The following is an 18,417-nucleotide window of genomic DNA, read 5'->3' as shown; positions in this document are numbered from 1 at the left end:
CACCGCGGCTCCGCCGGACCTCGGCCCTCCGCCTCGCGGCCGCACGCACCCGGCCCCGCTCCTTCTCACCGGTTCCGGACCGGTCTCAGTTGGCGTCGAGGAGCTTCAGCTCCGGGTGGGCCGTACCGCCCTCGATGGCGGTGGACGAGATGTGCGAGACCACGCGCTCGTCGACCGGGTCGTTCGCCGGGTCGTCGTGGACGACGAGGTGCTCGTACGTCGTGGCGCGCTGGGCGGGCACCCGGTCCGCCTTGCGGATCAGGTCGATGATCTCCAGGCGGTTGGAGCGGTGCTTGGCACCGGCCGAGGAGACGACGTTCTCCTCCAGCATGATCGAGCCGAGGTCGTCGGCGCCGTAGTGCAGCGACAGCTGGCCGACCTCCTTGCCGGTGGTCAGCCAGGAACCCTGGATGTGCGCGACGTTGTCCAGGAAGATCCGGGCGATGGCGATCATCCGCAGGTACTCGAAGAGGGTGGCCTGCGTCCGGCCCTTCAGCTTGTTGTTCTCGGGCTGGTACGTGTACGGGATGAACGCGCGGAAGCCGCCGGTGCGGTCCTGCACGTCGCGGATCATCCGCAGGTGCTCGATGCGCTCGGCGTTGGTCTCGCCGGTGCCCATCAGCATGGTGGAGGTGGACTCGACGCCGAGGCCGTGGGCGATCTCCATGATCTCCAGCCAGCGCTCGCCGGACTCCTTGAGCGGGGCGATCGCGGTGCGCGGCCGGGCGGGCAGCAGCTCGGCTCCGGCTCCGGCGAAGGAGTCGAGACCGGCCGCGTGGATGCGGCTGATCGCCTCCTCGGCGGAGACCTTCGAGATGCGGGCCATGTGCTCGATCTCGGAGGCGCCGAGGGAGTGGATCACCAGCTGCGGGAACGCCTTCTTGATCGCGGAGAAGTGCTCCTCGTAGTACTCCACGCCGTAGTCCGGGTGGTGCCCGCCCTGGAACATGATCTGCGTGCCGCCGAGCTCGACGGTCTCCGCGCAGCGGCGCAGGATGTCGTCGAGGTCGCGGGACCAGCCCTTGGCGGTGTCCTTGGGCGCGGCGTAGAAGGCGCAGAACTTGCAGGCCGTGACACAGACGTTCGTGTAGTTGATGTTGCGCTCGATGATGTACGTCGCGATGTGCTCCGTACCGGCGTAACGGCGTCGGCGTACGGCGTCGGCGGCCGCGCCCAGTGCGTGCAGCGGTGCCGAGCGGTAGAGGTCGAGCGCCTCCTCCGGAGAGATCCGACCGCCTTCGGCGGCTCGGTCGAGGATGGGCTGAAGGTCGGCCTTCTCGGTCACCGGGCTGTCACCTTTCGGCGGTTTTTCAACGGATCTACGGACCGGTTCAGCGTACGCCAGCCCCTTGCGGGGTCAGCCGCCGGACCGGCTCAGCGTGCCGTACGGCAGCCCCGCGCCCCGCTCCTCGGACCGGAAGCGCAGGGTGCCGTCGGCGGCCCGGGTGAAGTGGACGTCGGTGGTGGTGGAGGTGCACAGGCCCGGGGTGCTGGGCCGGTCCGGGTCGCTGCGCTCATGGAGGGTCAGCTCCTCGGCGGTGCCGGAGGTGAGGCTGGCGACGCTGTTGCAGCTGACGGTGATGCCCAGTCCGGTGATCTCGGTGTTCATGCGGACCACGTCCTTGCCCGTCCGGCCCGCGGTGAAGACGGCGGTGAGGGTGCCGTGCGGTTCGCCGGTGGTCTTCTCGGTGACGGGCCCCTTCCAGGTGCCGATGAACTCCTTCGGCAGCTCGGTGATCCGCTCCGGTCCTGCCGTGCCCTGGTCCGCGGGGTTCGAGGTCCTGCCGGACGGGGTGGCGGCCGGTGGGGTGCTCCCGGCCTCGTTCCGGGTGCCGCCGCCCGGCAGCAGGTCGAGGAGGAACGCCCCGCCCACGGTCACGGCCGCGAGCGCGCCCGCCACCGCGAGGGCGACGGTGCAGCTCAGCCGCCTGCCCCGGTCGGCGTCCGGCCGGTCCTGGCCGGGGTCCGCGCCGACGGTGGCGGAGAACCGGGGGTCGGAGGGGCGCGGTCCGGGCACTCCGGAGCCGTCGGCCCGGGGCGGCGGCCCGGACGCCCCCGAGGACCTGGGCGCCCCGGCCGTGCCCACGGTCGCGGGCCACGAGGGCAGCACGCCCGGATGGGACAGCCGGGTCGGGTCGTGCGTACGGAAGGGCTCGGGCGGCGATCCGAACCCGCCGCCCACGCCGTGGCCGCCCCCGGCCTCGCTCGCGTCCCACGCCGCCTGGCTGAAGGGCACCGGCCCCGACTGCGCCGGCGCGTCCTGCGGCTCCAGGTCCAGCAGCGCGACCGCCGCCCGGCTGACCTCGCGCACCAGCGGTCCGGGCAGCCAGCCGGCCGCCACCAGGGCCGAGGCCCCGCCCGGTGCCAGCCGCCGGGCCAGCTCCATGGGCGTGGGCCGGTCCGCGGGCTCCTTCTCCAGGCACCCGGCGACCACCTCCAGCAGATCGCCCTCCAGCTCCCCCAGCTCCGGCTCCTCGTGCACCACCTTGTAGAGGAGTACGGCCGAGGAGTCGCCGAGGAAGGGAGCGGTGCCGGTCGCCGCGTACGCCAGCACCGCGCCGAGCGAGAAGACGTCGGCCGCGCCCGAGATGTCGACGCCCCGGATCTGCTCCGGCGCCATGTAGCCGGGCGAGCCGACCGAGACCCCGGTGGAGGTGAGCGAGGCGGTGGCGCCCATCGCGTGGGCGATCCCGAAGTCGATCAGGCGGGGGCCGTCCAGGGCCAGCAGCACGTTGGACGGCTTCACGTCGCGGTGGATGACGCCCTGCGCGTGCACCGCGGCCAGCGCCTCGCCGAGCCCGGCGCCCAGCGTCCGTACCGCGTGCTCGGGCAGCGGCCCGTGCTCGGCGACCGTGGCGGAGAGCGGGGGGCCGGCCACGTAGCCGGTGGCGACCCAGGGAATGGGGGCGTCCGGGTCGGCGTCCAGGACCGGGGCCGTCCACTGCGCGCCGATCCGCCGTGCCGATTCCACCTCGCGGCGGAAGCGCGCGCGGAACTGCTCGTCGAGGGCGAAATGCGGGTGCACGACCTTGACGGCGACGGTGCGCCCGCCCGCGCTGCGCCCCAGATAGACCCGGCCCATGCCGCCCGCACCGAGCCTGCCGAGCAATCGGTAGGCACCGATGGTCAGCGGTTCGCCGGCTTCCAGCGGCTGCATATGGACTCCCCCTGTGGACCGGCCCGACCTCCGACCGAAGCCTAGGGGGCGAAGGTCATCAGGTCACAGAGGAAACCATCCGCCTATTTCGCCCCTAAGGGAACGAACAACGGCTTTCGACACAACAAAAGGCGTGAATGCGTCGTTCACCCGAGCGATTCCAGGATCCGGCCAGGTCGTACTGCAAGCATCCTCCGGGAATCGGCTATTCGACGCGAATTCACCCGAATCGAGGCCCAATCGAGGCCGGACCGGCGGAAGAGCCGGCGGAAGAGCTGACAGAAGGACCGGCGGAAGGCGCGGAAGAGGGAGCGGGAGAAGCCTCGGAAGAAGGGCGGGAGAGGGAGAGCCGGGTGCGGGAGAGAAGGGCACCGGCAAGCGGCGGGAGGGCGCGGGAAGGACGCGGAGAGAGAAGAGAAGGACAGGGGGACGGAAGGGCGGACGGATAAGCGGCCCGAGAAGTACAGGATTCATCTATTGCCCCGCATATCCCGGACGCGCCCCGTCACCGGCGCCCGTCGCGGACGCCCCCGCCGCGAGCGCCCCGCCGGGCGCGTCCGGCGTCCGCACCCGTGCGCCGTCCGGTCAGCCGCCGAGCAGCTCGACCTTCACGTCCGCCGGGAAGCCGGTCGTCGGACCGACGCGGCGCGCGAACTCCCGTACGCCCGCCAGCTGGTCCGGGCCGAAGCGGAAGTCCAGGGTCGTGAAGTACCGCTCCAGCACCTGGGCGTCGAAGGCCTCCCAGCGCGCCGCCTGCTCCGCGACCTTGGTGACCTCCTCCAGGGAGAGGTCCCGCGAGGCGAGGAAGGCCTCGTGCGCCTTGTTCACGTGGTGGGGTTCGGCCGCCAGGTAGTCCTTGCGGGCCGCCCAGACCGCGAAGACGAACGGCAGCCCGGTCCACTCCTTCCACATCTGGCCCAGGTCGTGGACCTGGAGGCCGAGCCGGGGCGCGTCGTGCAGATTGGCGCGCAGCGCGGCGTCGCCGATCAGCACGGCGGCGTCCGCCTCCTGCATCATCAGGCCGAGGTCCGGCGGGCAGGTGTAGTAGTCCGGGCTGACCCCGTACCGCTCGGAGAGCAGCAGCTGGGCCAGGCGCACGGAGGTCCGCGAGGTCGAACCGAGCGCCACCCGGGCCCGGTCCAGCTGGTCCAGCGGCACCTGCGACACGATCACGCACGACATGACGGGCCCGTCGCAGCCCACCGCGATGTCGGGGAAGGCGACCAGGTCGTCGGCGTTGCGCAGGAACTCCACCAGCGTGACCGGGCCGATGTCCAGATCGCCCCTGATCAGCTGCTCGCTGAGCTTCTCCGGGGTGTCCTTCGAGAGCTCCAGGTCGAGCAGGGTCCCGGTGCGTGCCAGGCCCCAGTACAGGGGAAGGCAGTTCAGGAACTGGATGTGGCCGACGCGCGGCCGGTTGCGACGGTCGTCGCCTGCGACGGTTGAGACGGTTGAATTGTCCACATCGCGAGGCTAGACCCGTGGCGCGGTCCCGGCGCCACCGGGGGCGCGGGGCGTGCCCGACGCCACTCCCCGGGAGCGCGGATCACTCGTACGGGGACACGGTCGCCGCCCGGGGCGGAACCGGAACCCCTTCCGGGCACCCGGGCGGGGTTCCCCGTACCCCTGGAAGTCGCCTCTCCGACACCCTCCGGCAGGCCCTCTTCGTCAGCTCATCGACATGGCAATCAAACATCCGAGTGAAGTGATCTTTCCCTCTACCGTTCGATACACGCTGCGTGCTAGGCTCGACGCAAGTTGCAGTTTGGTTTCCCTTGCAGTACAGAGCCTGCGGAGCATGTAACCCGCAGGCTTTTGTAGTTTTCAGACTTCTTTGCAGGTTCTGGAGCAGGGCAACCCTTTGGCCCAAGGAGGGCTTATGGCTACCGGAACCGTCAAGTGGTTCAACGCTGAAAAGGGCTTCGGCTTCATCGCCCAGGACGGCGGCGGCCCGGATGTCTTCGTCCACTACTCCGCGATCAACGCGTCCGGGTTCCGCTCCCTCGAGGAGAACCAGGTCGTGAACTTCGACGTCACTCAGGGACCCAAGGGTCCGCAGGCTGAGAACGTCACCCCGGCCTAGTTGCCCGGGTCGGCCGATCGCGGCCGGCTAGTAGTACCCAAGGAGCCCCGCTCCTCCGCTTCGGCGGGGAACGGGGCTCCTGCCTTTTCCGTTCCTCCGCATCCTCCGACGCCCGCCTTTTCTTCCGGTGTCCGAGCCCGGGACCGCGAGGCTTGACCTTGACACCGTGTGAAGCGGTGACGTGGAGACATCATGTTCACCATCGGAGACTTCGCCCGGTACGGACGGGTGTCGGCCCGGATGCTGCGTCATTACGACGCCATCGGGCTGCTGCCGCCCGACCGCACCGACCCCGCCACCGGCTACCGCTTCTACGGGGCCGCCCAGCTCGCCCGCCTCAACCGGATCATCGCGCTCAAGGACCTCGGCTTCACGCTCCAGCAGGTGCGGGCCGTCCTCGACGAGCAGGTGGGACCGGAGGATCTGCGCGGGATGCTGCGGCTGCGCCGGGCGGAGCTGGAGGAGGCCGTGCGGGCGGCGGGTGCCCGGCTGGCACAGGTCGAGGCGCGGCTCCGGTCGATCGAGAGCGAGGGACACATGCCCATGGACGATGTCGTCATCAAGAAGGTCGCCGCGGTACGGGTCGCCGAACTGGCGGGCACCGCGCCCGGCTACGAACCGGAGGACATCTCTCCGGTGATCGGCCCGTTGTACGACCGGCTGTTCCCGTTGCTGGGCCAGGCGGGCGTCCGCCCGAGCGGTCCGGGGATCGCGTACTACGAGGACGACCCGGAGGACGGCACGGTCGTCGTCCATGCGGGGGTCACGGTCTCCGCGCCGGTGGGCCCGCTGGGCGACACCGGGATCACGGTGGTCGAGCTGCCGCCGTTCGAGGCGGCCACCATCGTGCACCGGGGCTCGATGGACGGCGTGCTGCCGACGTCCCAGACGCTGGCCCGCTGGATCGACGCCAACGGCTACCGGTCCGCGGGGTACGCCCGGGAGATCAGCCTGGAGTGCCCGGAGGACCGGGACGAGTGGGTGACGGAGCTCCAGGAACCGGTCACCCCGGCCTGATCCGGCCAACGGCCCCGGGGCGGCGCGAGCCCGTCCCGGGGCCCCAGGCCCTGCCGTAGAGCCGCCGCCTGACGTGCGGCGCCCGGTACGCACGCGCGCCACGTGGTCGGAACCGTCCCCGTACACCCGGTACGGGGACGGCCCTCCGCCCTGCGCTCGCACGTACCGGACACCGCGCGGCCCGGCCCCCGGCCGGACGACGGCACCTCGACGGCAGGCCCCGGCCCTCCCCCGCCGTCAGCTCCCTCCGGGCCCCGCCCACAGCCCGTCGTCCGTCAGGCCCAGCAGGTCGATCGCGTTGCGGCGCACGATCCGGTCCACCACATCGGCGTCCAGATGCCCCATCTGCGCCTCGCCGACCTCGCGCGACTCGGGCCAGGTGGAGTCGGAGTGCGGGTAGTCCGTCTCGTACAGGACGTTCCCCACCCCGATCGCGTCCAGGTTCTTCAGTCCGAAGGCGTCGTCGAAGAAGCAGCCGTGGACGTGGTCGGCGAACAGCTCCGACGGCGGGCGGTGGACCTTGTCGGCGACGCCGCCCCAGGCCCGGTTCTCCTCCCAGACCACGTCGGCGCGTTCCAGGATGTACGGGATCCACCCGATCTGCCCCTCGGCGTACATGATCCGCAGGTTCGGGAACCGTTCGAACTTGCCGCTCATCAGCCAGTCGACCATCGAGAAGCAGCAGTTGGCGAAGGTGATGGTGGAGCCGACGGCGGGCGGGGCGTCCGCCGAGGTGGACGGCATCCTCGACGACGAACCGATGTGCATCGCGATCACCGTCCCCGTCTCGTCGCAGGCGCGCAGGAACGGATCCCACTCGTCCGTGTGAATCGACGGCAGCCCCAGGTGCGGGGGTATCTCGGAGAACGCCACCGCGCGCACGCCGCGCGCCGCGTTGCGCCGTACCTCGTCGGCGGCCAGGTGCGCGTCCCAGAGCGGGATCAGGGTGAGCGGCACGAGCCGGCCGTGTGCCTCGGGGCCGCACCACTCCTCGACCATCCAGTCGTTGTACGCGCGCACCCCGAGCAGCCCCAGTTCGCGGTCCTTCGCTTCGGTGAAGGTCTGGCCGCAGAAGCGCGGGAAGGTGGGGAAACAGAGGGCGGACTGGACGTGGTTGACGTCCATGTCGGCGAGCCGCTCGGGGACCGAGAACGAACCCGGGCGCATCTGCTCGTACGTGATGATCTCCAGCTTGATCTCGTCCCGGTCGTAGCCGACCGCGGTGTCGAGCCGGGTGAGTGGGCGGTGCAGGTCCTCGTACACCCACCAGTCGCCGATCGGCCCGTCATCGCCCTTCGCACCCATCACGGGCGCGAACTTCCCGCCCATGAAGGTCATTTCCTTGAGCGGAGCGCGGACGATCCGCGGGCCGCGGTCGAGGTACTTCGACGGGAGCCGGTCCCGCCAGACATGAGCGGGCTCCACCGTGTGGTCGTCCACCGAGATGATCTTCGGGAAGGTCTCCATGCTCTCCACGGTAGCGCTGATCTGACGAACCGTCAGCTATCTGGACCGGACCCCGTACCGCAATCGTTGTCGAGGGCTTGTGCAGAGAGTCACCCACTGCTGACGAGCCCGCCCAAGACAAGGCAGACTGTTGAGCGCGATACCAGCGGTACCGAGCAATCCGGATCCACCCGCCCCGGACCGGCACACGGGCGGGCAATCCAGGCGGACGGCATCAGCGCGCGGGATCGGCAGGATGGGCAGGACCGGCGGGGCGAGCAGGGCAGGGGGCAGCAATGGACCGTGACAACGGGCCGCACACGCGTGTTCCGGAGCAGCGCGCTCCGCGACAGCGATCGGCGTGCGGCGTCGATCTGCGCTTTTCCGTGCTCGGTCCGGTACGGGCATGGCGGGACGGCGAGGCGCTGTCGTCCGGTTCGCCGCAGCAGCGCGCCCTGCTGGCGGCGCTGCTGCTGCGCGGCGGCCGCACGGCCACCGCCGCCGAGCTCATCGACGCCATCTGGGGCGACGAGCCGCCCTCGCAGGCGCTGGCCACGATACGTACGTACGCCTCCCGTCTCCGCAAGGTCCTCGACCCGCAGACGCTGGTCAGCGACGCCGGCGGCTACGCGATCCGGGCCGGGCAGGACGCCCTCGACGTGCATGTGGTGGGCGATCTGGCGGCCGAGGCGGAGAAGGCCCGCGCGGGCGGCGACCGTTTCCAGGCCCGCTCCCTGCTCGACAAGGCGCTCGGGCTGTGGGACGGCGAGGCCCTGGCCTCCGTGCCCGGACCGTACGCCGAGAACCAGCGCACCCGGCTGGAGGAATGGCGGCTCCAGCTCACCGAGACCCGCCTGGATCTGGACCTGGAGGTCGGCTGCCACGCGGAGGCGGTCTCCGAGCTGACCGCGCTGACGGCCGCGCACCCGCTGCGGGAACGGCTGCGCGAGCTCCTGATGATCGCCCTGTACCGCAGCGGCCGCCAGGCCGAGGCGCTGGCGGTCTACGCGGACACCCGGCGGCTGCTCGCCGACGAACTGGGCGTGGACCCGCGCCCCGAGCTCGCCCAGCTCCAGCAGCGCATCCTGCGGGCCGACGAGGAGCTGGCCCGCCCCGCGGACGAACCGGCCCCGCCGCCCGCGCCGGTGCGCCCCGCCCAGCTCCCGGCCACCGTCCCGGACTTCACCGGCCGCGCCTCCTTCGTCCGTGAGCTGGGCGCCCGGCTGGCGACCGCCGAGGGCTCGGTGATGGCCGTCTCGGCACTGGCCGGCATCGGCGGCGTCGGCAAGACGACCCTCGCCGTGCACGTCGCCCACCAGGCGCGCCAGCACTTCCCGGACGGCCAGTTGTACGTGGACCTCCAGGGCGCGGGGGCGCGGGCGGCCGAACCGGAGACGGTCCTCGGCGCGTTCCTGCGGGCCCTGGGCACCGCGGACTCGGCGATCCCCGACTCCCTGGACGAGCGCGCCGCGCTGTACCGCTCCACGCTCGACGGCCGCCGCATCCTGGTCCTCCTCGACAACGCGCACGACGCGGCCCAGGTCCGCCCGCTCCTGCCCGGCACCGCGGGCTGCGCGGCGCTGATCACCAGCCGGGTGCGGATGGTCGACCTGGCGGGCTCCCATCTGGTCGACCTGGACGTGATGTCGCCCGAGGAGGCGCTCCAGCTCTTCACCCGTATCGCGGGCGAGGAGCGCATCAGCGCCGAGCGCGAGGCCGCCCTGGACGTGGTCGCCGCGTGCGGCTTCCTGCCGCTGGCCATCCGCATCGCCGCCTCCCGCCTGGCCGCCCGCCGCACCTGGACGGTCTCCGTGCTGGCCGCCAAGCTCGCCGACGAACGCCGCCGGCTGGACGAGCTCCAGGCGGGCGACCTCGCGGTGAAGGCCACCTTCGAACTCGGCTACGGCCAGCTGGAGCCCGCCCAGGCCCGCGCCTTCCGCCTGCTCGGCCTGGCCGACGGACCCGACATCTCCCTCGCCGCCGCGGCGGCCCTGCTCGACCTGGAGGACCACGCGGCGGAGGACCTCCTGGAGGCCCTGGTCGACACCAGCCTCCTGGAGTCGGCCGCCCCGGGCCGCTACCGCTACCACGACCTCGTGCGCCTCTACGCGCGTGCCTGCGCGGAGCGCGACGAGGAGCCCGAGCAGCGGGAGTCGGCGCTGTCGCGGCTGCTGGACTTCTATCTGGCGACGGCGGCGGGGGTGTACGCGCTGGAGCGGCCGGGGGACCGGCTGGTGGACCATCTGGAGGCGACGGGGCACGCGGGGCTGACCTTCAGCGACCGGCACGACGCCCAGGACTGGCTCTACTCGGAAGCCGGTCCGCTGCTGGCCTGTGTGCGCCAGTCCTCCGGACCGGAAGTGCTCCGCCGGGCGATCGACCTTCTGTGGGCCGCCCTGGACCTCGCCGAATCCGGCGCGAACTCCAAGCAGTACGAGGCCGCGGCCTCATCCATGCTGAGTGCCGCCCGCACCTGCGGCGACCTCCGGGCCGAACGGCGCGCCCTGGTCACACTGAGCAACGCGCACCTGGGCGCAGGCCGGTTCGCCGAGGCCGACCAGGAGGCTCTCCAGGTGGTGGACCTGTCGCACGACGGGAACGATCCGCTTCCCAGCTGCTGGGCGCTCAACCACCTCGGGGTCATCGCCATTTACCAGAGCCGCCACGAGGACGGCGAGAAGTACCTGACCCAGGCGATCGAGGACTTCCGCGCCGGTGAGAACCTCCCGGGGGAGGCGTCCGCGCTGTGCAACCTGTCCCGGGTCCACCTGGCCATGGGCCGGACGGCGAGCGCCGTCGCGCTGGCGCGGCAGGGGATCGAGCTCTACGAGGGCCTGGGGCACTCGCTGCGGGGAGCCAACGCCCGGTACGCCCTCGGCATCGCGTTGACCCGGTGCGGGGAGCTGGCCGAGGCGACCGACAGCTTCCTGGAAGCCCTGAAGGTCTTCCGTGACAGCCGCCAACGGCTCTGGGAGGGCATGACCTTGTTCCGCCTTGCGGAGGCGGATCTGGCCGGGGACAACGCGGCCCAGGCCGCTTCCAAGGCGGAAATGGCGCTGACCGTCCTGCGGGGCATCGGCGGCGAGTGGCGCCGGGGGAACGTGCTCACCGTTCTCGGGCACGCCCTCGACGGGATAGGCCAGTCGGGCAGGGCCGTGGTCTGCTGGCGCGAGGCCCTCACGATCTACGACGACCTCGGTTCCGACGAGGCATCGGGTATCCGCGATCTTCTTCTCCGGGTCTCGCCCGAGCACGCATGACCTCGGCCCCGCACGGTCGTTCATCGTTCGTTTATCGCCGGACGGCAAGCTCATGCCTGTCGATCCGTCGTGTCGGGGGGCAGACGGGGCGACGAGCGGCCGAACCATTAGGGTGAGCGGCCCTGACAGGGGTCCGTCCGGCAGTCCACGGGGGAACAGCTGGACGGGCCTCTCCTACGCAGCATGCCAGCCACAACGGAGATGACCACCATGGGTGAAAAGAAGAAGGCCGACCCGATCACCAAGCCGCAGGACACCCACGCCACCGGCGCGGAGACCGGCTCGGTGACGACCCAGGACACGCACGCCACTGGTGGCGACATCAAGCTCAAGGACACCCACGCGACCGGCGGCGAACTCAAGCCCCTGGACACCCACGCCACGAGCGAGCCCGCCAACTAGAACTGCTGTCGACGGGGTACGGGGGAGCGGCCGCGGCGGCGCGGAGGGGGAGCCGTCGCGGCCGCTGTACGTCCGGGGGGGGCGGTACGGCCGCCACCAGAAGAGGGGCACGGGCCACGGGCCCGTGCCCCTCTTCTCGTCAGGCGCCTCCGGAGGCGCGCACCCGGGCGGCGCCCGTCAGTGGTCCATACGTCCCCGCAGCTCCCCCTTCACCACCTTGCCGCTCGCGTTGCGCGGCAGCCCGGTGACGAACTCCACCGCTCTGGGGACCTTGTAGTTGGCCATCTCGCGCCGGGCCCAGGCGATCAGGTCGTCGGCGGTCAGGGTCGTGCCCGGCCTGCGTACCGCGTAGGCCTTGCCCACCTCGCCGAGGCGGGGGTCGGGGACGCCGATCACCGCGACGTCGGCCACGTCCGGGTGCAGGCCCAGGAGCTGTTCTATCTCGGCGGGGTACGCGTTGAAGCCGCCGACGATGAACATGTCCTTGATCCGGTCGGTGATCCTGAGGTTGCCCGCCTCGTCGAGGACGCCCACGTCGCCCGTGTGGAGCCAGCCGTCGGGGGTGATCGTGGCGGCCGTGGTCTCCGGGTCCTCGAAGTAGCCCCGCATCACATGGAATCCGCGGACCAGGATCTCTCCGGGCGTGCCGGGGGCGGCCAGGACGCAGACCTCGGTGTCCGGGATCGCCCGGCCGGACGTCGAGGCGATCGTCTCGGCCGGGTCGCCCCGGCGGCACATGGTGACGATGCCGCTCGCCTCGGAGAGGCCGTACGCGGTGAGGACCGTGGCGATGTGCAGCTCCTCGCGCAGGCGTTCCACCAGCCTCAGCGGGACCACCGCCGCGCCCGTCACCACCAGGCGGAGGGCGGAGAGGTCATGGGCTCCGCGCGCCGGGTGGTCCAGGAGGGACTGGTGGAGGGTGGGCGGGCCGGGCAGGACCGAGATCCGCTCGGCGGCGATGTTGGCCAGCACCGTGTCCACGTCGAAGACCGGCTGCGGGACCATCGTCGCGCCCCGCATCAGGCAGGCGATGACGCCCGCCTTGTAGCCGAAGGTGTGGAAGAAGGGGTTCACGATCAGATAGCGGTCGCCCTCGCGCAGATCCGCCAGCTCGCTCCAGATCGCGTAGCAGCGCAGGGTCTGGGCGTGGCTGATCACGGCGCCCTTGGGGCGGCCCGTGGTGCCCGAGGTGTAGATGATGTCGGAGGGGGACTCGGGGGCGACGGCGTCGGCGCGGGCGCGTACCGCGGCGCCCGGCACCCCCTCCCCCGACGCCAGGAAGTCCTTCCAGGTGACGTAGTCGTCGGGGGCGGCGTCCGCCAGGACCACCACCTTCTCCAGGCAGGGCAGCTCGGCCCCCGCCCGGCGCAGCGACGCCACGTACGACGTGCCGAGGAAGGTGCCCGTGACGAAGAGGAGCTTCGCCCGGCTGCGTTGCAGGACGTACGCCGCCTCGCTGCCCTTGAAGCGGGTGTTGAGGGGGACGAGGACCGCGCCGGCGGTGACCGCTCCCAGCGCGGAGACGATCCAGTCCAGGGTGTTCGGGGCCCAGACCGCGACCCGGTCCCCCGGCTCGACGCCCGAGGCCATGCACGCGGCGGCGGCCCGCTCCACGCGCTCCCCGAGCTCGGCGTACGAGACCCGGGTGCGGCCCTCGACGACCGCCTCCCGGTCCCCGTAGCGCCGGGCCGCCGCCCGGACCAGCTTCGGGATGCTGCCCCACTCCTCGTCGCCGCGCATCGTGCCCTCCTGACGCAGTAGCTGACTATCCGTCAGATTAGCTGTAGCCTCAGCCGCTGTCAGCAGTCATGACGGCCTGGGAGGTGGCGGTGACGGCACTCAAGGACGCGACGGCGATAGCCGGCATAGGACAGACGGCCTTCGCGAAACAACTGCCGGAATCCGAGAAGACCTTGGCCTGCCGGGCCATCGTCGCGGCGCTCGACGACGCGGGCATCGACGCGTCGGAGGTGGACGGATTCGCCTCGTACACGATGGAGGAGACCGACGAGGTCGAGGTCGCCAAGGCCATCGGGGCGGGCGATGTCACCTTCTTCAGCAAGGTGGGGTACGGGGGCGGCGGCTCCTGCGCGACGGTCGCCCATCTCGCCGCCGCCGTGGCGACCGGGCAGGCGCACGTGGGGGTCGCCTGGCGGTCGCGGAAGCGGGGTTCGGGGCCCCGGCCCTGGAAGAACACCGCCGTGCAGCTGCCCACCCCCGCCCAGTGGACCCGTCCGTACGGGCTGCTGCGGCCGGCCGACGAGATCGGGATGCTGGCGCGGCGGTACATGCACGAGTACGGGGCGACCCGCGACCATCTCTTCAACGTCGCCCTCGCCTGCCGCAACCGCGCCAACCAGAACCCGGACGCGGTGATGTACGAACGGCCGCTGACCCGGGACATGTATATGACCTCGCGCTGGATCAGCGAGCCGCTCTGTCTCTTCGACAACTGCCTGGAGACCGACGGCGCGCTGGCCTGCGTCATCGTCTCCGCCGAGCGGGCCCGCGACTGCCGGCAGAAACCGGTCTACCTGCACTCCGTCGCCCAGGGACTGCCCGCCCAGCACCACGGGATGGTCAACTACTGGAACGACGACCCGCTCACCGGACCCGCCTGGACGGCCGCCCGGCAGCTGTGGAAGCAGGCCGACTTCGGGCCGGACGACGTCGACGTGGCGCAGATCTACGACGCGTTCACCCCGCTCATCCCGCTCTCCCTGGAGGGCTACGGCTTCTGCGGGCGCGGCGAGGGCGCCGCGTTCACCGAGGGCGGGGCGCTGGAGAGCGGCGGGCGGCTGCCCATCAACACCGGGGGCGGCGGGCTCAGCGAGGGGTATGTGCACGGCTTCAACCTGATCAACGAGGGCGTCAAGCAGTTGCGCGGCGTCTCCACCGCCCAGGTCCCGGACGCCGGGACGTGTCTGGTCACCGCCGGGGAGGGCGTGCCCACGTCCGCCCTGCTGCTGAGGAGTTGAGGAGTTGACCGGGATGGATGGACTGCTGCTGCCCGTCGTGGACGACGACGGCGCCCCCTTCTGGGAATACGCGGCCCGCGGCGAACTCCGCGTCCAGGCCTGCGCCGCCCCGGAGTGCGGACGGCTCCGCTTCCCGCCGCGGCCGTGCTGCCCGCACTGCCGGTCCTTCGAGAGCGAGTGGCGGCCGATGAGCGGACGCGGCCGCGTCTGGTCCTATGTGCTGCCGCATCCGCCGCTGCTGGACGCGTACGCCGCGCAGGCCCCGTACAACGCCGTGGTGGTCGAGCTGGCGGACGCGCCGGAGATCCGGCTGGTGGGGAATGTGGTGAGCGGCCCGGACGCCCCGCTGGACTCGGTCGATCCGGCGCGGCTGCGGATCGGGGCGCCGGTACGGGCGGTGTTCTGCCCGGCCGGTCCCGGGGCGACCCTGGTGCGCTGGCTGCTGGAGAGGTGAGGGCGATGGCGCTGCGCACGGAGAGGGACCAGGAGACCGGGGTCGCGCTCGTCACCCTCGACCGGCCCGCGAAGCACAACGCGATCGACCTGGCCACGGCCGCCGAACTGGCCGCCGCCTGGCGTTCGTTCCGCTACGACGACGGGGTGCGGGCGGTGGTCCTGACCGGCGCGGGCGACCGGGCCTTCTGCACCGGGATCGACCGGGGCGTGGACGTGCCGCAGCCCTCGTCCCCGTACACGATCGACGATCCGCTGCTCGCGATCGGGCCGAAGGCGAACGACCTGTGGAAGCCGGTGGTCGCGGCCGTGGAGGGGATGGCCTGCGGCGGGGCCTTCTATCTGCTGGGCGAGGCCGAGTTCGTGATCGCGTCCGGGACGGCGACGTTCTTCGACCCGCACACGTCCTACGGCATGGTCAGCGCGTACGAGGCGATCTCCATGGCGCAGCGGATGCCGTTCGGCGAGGTGGCCCGGATGGCGCTGATGGGCACGGCCGAACGGGTCTCGGCCCGGCGCGCGTACGAGATCGGGCTGGTCAGCGAGGTGACGGCGCCCGGCGGCGCGGTGGCGGCCGCGCTGCGGGCGGCGGCCGTGATCGCCTCGTACCCGACGGAGGCGGTGCAGGGGACGGTACGGGCGGTGTGGTCCGCGCGGGAGGCGGCCCGGACGCAGGCGATGGCCCACGCCCCGCACCTCGTCGCACTCGGCAATCTGTCGCCGGAGCGGCAGGCCGAACTGTTCCGGGGGCGGGGCGGCGGCGAGTTCCGGACACGGTGACGGTCCGGACGGGGGGTCAGTAGGACATCTCCGCCTCGACCCGGCACTTCCTCACCCGGGAGACCTTCCCCGGGCTGCCCATCGGGACGGAGAGGGTCACTTCCTGGCCGCCCTCGGCGTCCACGGTGGCGTAGCCGGTGTCGACGGTCCCGCCGCGGGCGTCCAGGAAGGTCACGTCGACCGTGTACGTGTGCGCGCCGGAGGTGTTCGCGGCGAGCCGGACGGTGGAGGTGGTGACGGCCTTGCGCTTGCCCTTGCGGGGCTGAGCGCAGCGGACGACGTACGCCTGGGGCGCGGCGGACGACGTGGCGTCCGGGGTCGCCGTCTCGTAGTCGGTGCTGCCCGAGGAGCTGCTCGACGAGCCGTAGTCGTCATCGTCGTCGTAGTCGGTGCGGTGGTAATTCCCGTTGCTCTTGTGGGAGTTGGAGCAGCCACCGCCGCTGCTGCTGCTACTTGATCCGCGGCTCTTGCTCTTGCCGCTGCGGCTGCCGTGGGTGGAGAAGCCGGTGAGGGCGAGTACCACCACGACCAGGACCGCGGAAAGTTTTATGTGCTGCCGCATCATCGATGCAGCCCCCCTTGTTTTCTGTCCGTTTCTGCAGTTGTCGAACGACCGTGCGTCACGCTAGCGCAAGGTGGCGGGGGCGGGGAGGCGGGCGTAGCGTCGAGGCCGAGAGCGGTGCAGAGCTGTGACTCCGGTCCGTGCACGCGGGAGGCCGATGATGATCCGCAACGTCCTCGGTTCGGTCCTCGCTCTCGTCGGAGCGGCGGCCGCCGTGCTGAGCCCCTTCCGTGACTGGTACGACGGCCGCCTCGGGCGTCACTACCGGATCGATGAGCTGTTCACCGGCATCACGGCCGGACGGCCCGGTCCGCTGGGCTCGATCCTGCTCGCCTTCCTCTTCGCCGCCCTGCTGACGGTGGTCGGGGTGGTGCTGCGGTCGCGGCTGCTGGTGGGTGCGGCGGGGGTGGTGGTGCTGGGGTTCACCGTGCTGTGGATGGTGCGCCAGGGCCAGGCGAGGGGCGGTCTGGCCGTCGCGGCCGACGGCTCCGGGCTGGGCTGGGGCGTGGCCGGTGCCCTCGCGGGCGGGGTGCTGTTGCTGGTGGGCGCGGCGGTGATGCGGGGGCGGCGGTCCGTTCGCACGGCGCGCGAGCGGCCGTACGCGGCGCCCGGATCGGAGGACCCGGACACCTGGCCGCCGACGCAGGAACCGGGGCCGTCCGTGCAGACGAGCACCCTGCCGGAGCCCGAGCCGGACCCGTACACGGGACCGGACCCGGTCGCCGCCCGACGCGGCCCGGGTCGGGGGCACGCACCGGCACCGGAGGAGCGGGACACCGCGCCGTACCCCGTCGTACGGGACGACGGGGGGCGGGACACCGCGGGACGGGACGCGGGACGGGACGACGCGGGCACGGGCGAAGGCCCCGCCGAAGGCCCGCGCGGAGGCACCGGCAAGGGCCCGGACGGGGATCGGCCTCCGCGCCGCTGAGCCCTGTGCCTCCGTACCTCTACGCCTCTACGCCTCTACGCCTCTACGCCTCCATGCCCCTACGCCCTGGCCCTGTTGTTCCCCGTGCCCGTGCCCTTCAGCGCGTCCAGCGCGTACACGCAGCGGTCCTTGCTGCACGCGTACACGACCCCGCCCTGCGCCACCGGCGAGCCGGTGATCTCCCCGCCGGTCGCCAGCTTCCAGCGGAGCTGGCCGCCCGCCGCGTCCAGGGTGTAGAGCACGTGGTCGGCGGAGCCGAAGTGCACCCGGCCGTCGGCGACCACCGGGGCGCCCACCACCTCGCCGCCCGCCGCGAACCGCCACTTCGGGGTGCCGGTGACCGCGTCGAGCGTGTACAGCGCGCTGCCGCTGCCGACGTGGACGTTCCCGGCCGTCACCAGGACCGGTTCGACGGACTGGCGGGACTCCGTGGCGATCCGCCAGCGGTCCTTGCCGGTCGAGGCGTCGAGCGCGTAGACCGTGCCGAGGTAGTCGGCGAGGTAGACACCGCCTCCGGTGACGGCGGGGCCGGGCGCGAACGCGGGCGGGGAGAGGAAGACCGCGGGCGACTCGAAGTGCCAGCGCACATGGCCGGACACGGTGTCCACGGCCAGCACCCGGGCCCCCGCGCAGACGTAGACGAAGCCGTCCGGCGCCGCGGTGACCCGGACCGGCACTCCGCCGCAGGAGGCGGCGTCGCCGATGGGGTAGGACCAGCGCTCGATGCCGGTACGGGCGTCGACGGCGCGCAGCCGGGCGTCCTGCCAGAGGTAGACCGTGCCGTCGTGGATCGCGGGCCCGGCCTCCGGCGTCTCGAAGTCGGTCTGGACGCCGCCGCTCTCCCACAGCTTCTCGCCCGTGGACGCCTCCCACGCCTGGACGCCGCCGCCCCGGGTGCCGGTGACGACGGTGCCGCGCTCGGCCTTGAGGGAGTACACCCAGGCATCCGTCTGGAGCCGCCAGCGCTCGGCGCCGGAGGCCGCGTCCAGGGCGTACAGCGAGGGCCCGTCGGAGGCGTGGATGCGGCCGCCCTCGACGGCCATCACCCAGGCCACGTCCCGGGTCTTGAACTGGCGGCGCCCGTTGCCGACGTCCAGGGCGTGCACCTCGAACGACGTGACGTAGAGGAGGTCCCCGGCGACCACCGGGGTGCCCCAGACGTCGTTGGACATCCGGAACCGCCAGGGGCGCCAGCGGTCCGGGCCGGGCGGCGGCTCCGGCGCGTGCGCGGGGGCGGGCACGGGGGCGGCCGTGGCGGCGCCGGTCACCCCGGCGGGCGGGCGCACCCAGCCGGTCGCGGGGCCGGCCTCCCCGGTGGCCGCGGCCCGGACGCCCTGGGCCCTGGGGC

General features: G+C 72.3%; 15 protein-coding genes. 8 read left to right on the top strand and 7 right to left on the bottom strand.

Annotation, left to right across the window (positions count from 1 at the left end):
* Nucleotides 1–85: 85 nt before the first annotated feature.
* The 3 genes from mqnC to ACFVFH_RS05125 all read right to left on the bottom strand — a co-directional run bounded on the left by mqnC (nucleotide 86) and on the right by ACFVFH_RS05125 (nucleotide 4,621).
* On the bottom strand, nucleotides 86–1,285 hold the full coding sequence (gene mqnC, locus ACFVFH_RS05135) for a cyclic dehypoxanthinyl futalosine synthase (protein WP_383763663.1): 1,200 nt from the start codon (nucleotides 1,283–1,285) through the stop codon (nucleotides 86–88).
* Nucleotides 1,286–1,357: 72 nt separating this feature from the next.
* Nucleotides 1,358–3,157 carry a protein kinase gene (locus ACFVFH_RS05130; RefSeq protein WP_383763660.1) on the bottom strand — a complete coding sequence of 600 codons (1,800 nt, stop codon included), beginning with the start codon at nucleotides 3,155–3,157 and terminating at the stop codon, nucleotides 1,358–1,360.
* 585 nt (nucleotides 3,158–3,742) lie between these two features.
* Entirely contained in the window at nucleotides 3,743–4,621 is an 879-nt protein-coding gene (locus ACFVFH_RS05125) for a menaquinone biosynthetic enzyme MqnA/MqnD family protein (RefSeq protein WP_383763657.1), read from the bottom strand.
* A gap of 415 nt (nucleotides 4,622–5,036) precedes the next feature.
* Between ACFVFH_RS05125 and ACFVFH_RS05120 the strand changes: the two genes are divergently transcribed.
* On the top strand, nucleotides 5,037–5,240 hold the full coding sequence (locus ACFVFH_RS05120) for a cold-shock protein (RefSeq protein WP_003967102.1): 204 nt from the start codon (nucleotides 5,037–5,039) through the stop codon (nucleotides 5,238–5,240).
* A 192-nt stretch (nucleotides 5,241–5,432) separates the two neighbouring features.
* On the top strand, nucleotides 5,433–6,257 hold the full coding sequence (locus ACFVFH_RS05115; protein ID WP_383763655.1) for a MerR family transcriptional regulator: 825 nt from the start codon (nucleotides 5,433–5,435) through the stop codon (nucleotides 6,255–6,257).
* A gap of 237 nt (nucleotides 6,258–6,494) precedes the next feature.
* On the opposite strand, the gene ACFVFH_RS05110 is transcribed toward ACFVFH_RS05115, so the two are convergent.
* Nucleotides 6,495–7,724: an amidohydrolase family protein gene (locus ACFVFH_RS05110; protein ID WP_383763653.1), complete on the bottom strand. Its 1,230-nt coding sequence runs from the start codon at nucleotides 7,722–7,724 to the stop codon at nucleotides 6,495–6,497.
* A gap of 275 nt (nucleotides 7,725–7,999) precedes the next feature.
* On the opposite strand from ACFVFH_RS05110, the gene ACFVFH_RS05105 reads away from it, so the two are divergent.
* Entirely contained in the window at nucleotides 8,000–10,963 is a 2,964-nt protein-coding gene (locus ACFVFH_RS05105; RefSeq protein WP_383763651.1) for a BTAD domain-containing putative transcriptional regulator, read from the top strand.
* A gap of 183 nt (nucleotides 10,964–11,146) precedes the next feature.
* A complete protein-coding gene (locus ACFVFH_RS05100; RefSeq protein WP_383763648.1) occupies nucleotides 11,147–11,365 on the top strand; it encodes a hypothetical protein in 219 nt (72 codons plus the stop codon).
* Nucleotides 11,366–11,542: 177 nt separating this feature from the next.
* On the opposite strand, the gene ACFVFH_RS05095 is transcribed toward ACFVFH_RS05100, so the two are convergent.
* Nucleotides 11,543–13,105 carry a FadD3 family acyl-CoA ligase gene (locus tag ACFVFH_RS05095; protein WP_383763645.1) on the bottom strand — a complete coding sequence of 521 codons (1,563 nt, stop codon included), beginning with the start codon at nucleotides 13,103–13,105 and terminating at the stop codon, nucleotides 11,543–11,545.
* 89 nt (nucleotides 13,106–13,194) lie between these two features.
* Here ACFVFH_RS05095 and ACFVFH_RS05090 point away from each other — a divergent pair, with 89 nt between their 5' ends.
* From ACFVFH_RS05090 to ACFVFH_RS05080, 3 genes are read left to right on the top strand one after another with little or no spacing between them, the layout of a single operon-like run.
* Nucleotides 13,195–14,343 (top strand): lipid-transfer protein, encoded by a 1,149-nt coding sequence (locus tag ACFVFH_RS05090; protein ID WP_383765536.1) that lies wholly within the window; start codon nucleotides 13,195–13,197, stop codon nucleotides 14,341–14,343.
* Between the two features lie 13 nt (nucleotides 14,344–14,356).
* Entirely contained in the window at nucleotides 14,357–14,797 is a 441-nt protein-coding gene (locus ACFVFH_RS05085) for a Zn-ribbon domain-containing OB-fold protein (protein WP_383765534.1), read from the top strand.
* A 5-nt stretch (nucleotides 14,798–14,802) separates the two neighbouring features.
* Complete coding sequence (locus ACFVFH_RS05080; RefSeq protein WP_383763642.1) at nucleotides 14,803–15,576, top strand: enoyl-CoA hydratase/isomerase family protein; 774 nt, start codon at nucleotides 14,803–14,805, stop codon at nucleotides 15,574–15,576.
* 16 nt (nucleotides 15,577–15,592) lie between these two features.
* Here the strand turns inward: ACFVFH_RS05080 and ACFVFH_RS05075 are convergent, their stop codons facing one another.
* On the bottom strand, nucleotides 15,593–16,141 hold the full coding sequence (locus ACFVFH_RS05075; protein WP_383763639.1) for a hypothetical protein: 549 nt from the start codon (nucleotides 16,139–16,141) through the stop codon (nucleotides 15,593–15,595).
* 157 nt (nucleotides 16,142–16,298) lie between these two features.
* Here ACFVFH_RS05075 and ACFVFH_RS05070 point away from each other — a divergent pair, with 157 nt between their 5' ends.
* Nucleotides 16,299–17,069, top strand: coding sequence for a hypothetical protein (locus ACFVFH_RS05070; RefSeq protein WP_383763636.1), 771 nt, complete (start codon nucleotides 16,299–16,301; stop codon nucleotides 17,067–17,069).
* Nucleotides 17,070–17,128: 59 nt separating this feature from the next.
* Here ACFVFH_RS05070 and ACFVFH_RS05065 read toward each other — a convergent pair.
* Nucleotides 17,129–18,417: PQQ-binding-like beta-propeller repeat protein (locus tag ACFVFH_RS05065; RefSeq protein ID WP_383763633.1), on the bottom strand; the 1,289-nt coding region annotated here is incomplete at its 5' end.

Origin of the sequence: Streptomyces sp. NPDC057697 (genome assembly GCF_042799335.1) — a bacterium.
In the GTDB taxonomy this organism is placed as follows: Bacteria; Actinomycetota; Actinomycetes; order Streptomycetales; family Streptomycetaceae; genus Streptomyces.
Note: the sequence above shows the minus strand (reverse complement) of the source record. Positions and strands in the feature narration are given on the sequence as shown.